This is a genomic window from Saccharothrix sp. ST-888 (assembly GCF_000955975.1).
Lineage (GTDB): Bacteria > Actinomycetota > Actinomycetes > Streptomycetales > Streptomycetaceae > Kitasatospora.
In genome coordinates, this window is record NZ_JYJF01000896.1 from 1 (window position 1) to 312 (window position 312).

At 69.9% G+C, this 312-nt stretch carries 1 protein-coding gene; it reads left to right on the forward strand.

What is annotated here, in order from left to right; genetic code table 11:
- Positions 1-312: acyltransferase domain-containing protein (locus UK12_RS34955; RefSeq protein ID WP_045307249.1), on the forward strand; the 312-nt coding region annotated here is incomplete at both ends.

Here is a 312-nt window from a genome sequence, read left to right on the forward strand (position 1 = left end):
CGATCCGCACCGAACTGCTGGACGTCCTGAAGGACGTCACCCCGCAGGCGGGCCGGGTGCCGCTGCTGTCCACGGTGACGGGCGAGCTGGTCGACGGTTACGGCATGGACGCCGAGTACTGGTACACCAACCTCCGTACCACCGTGGAGTTCGACGACGCGACGCGTGCGCTTCTCGAGGAGCACGGCGTCGGGACCTTCGTCGAGGTCAGCCCACACCCCGTGCTTGCGATGGCTGTCCAGGAGAGCATCGAGGCGGCCGGCCGGGACGCGGTGGCGTTCGGGACGCTGCGCCGTCACGAGGGCGGTCTGG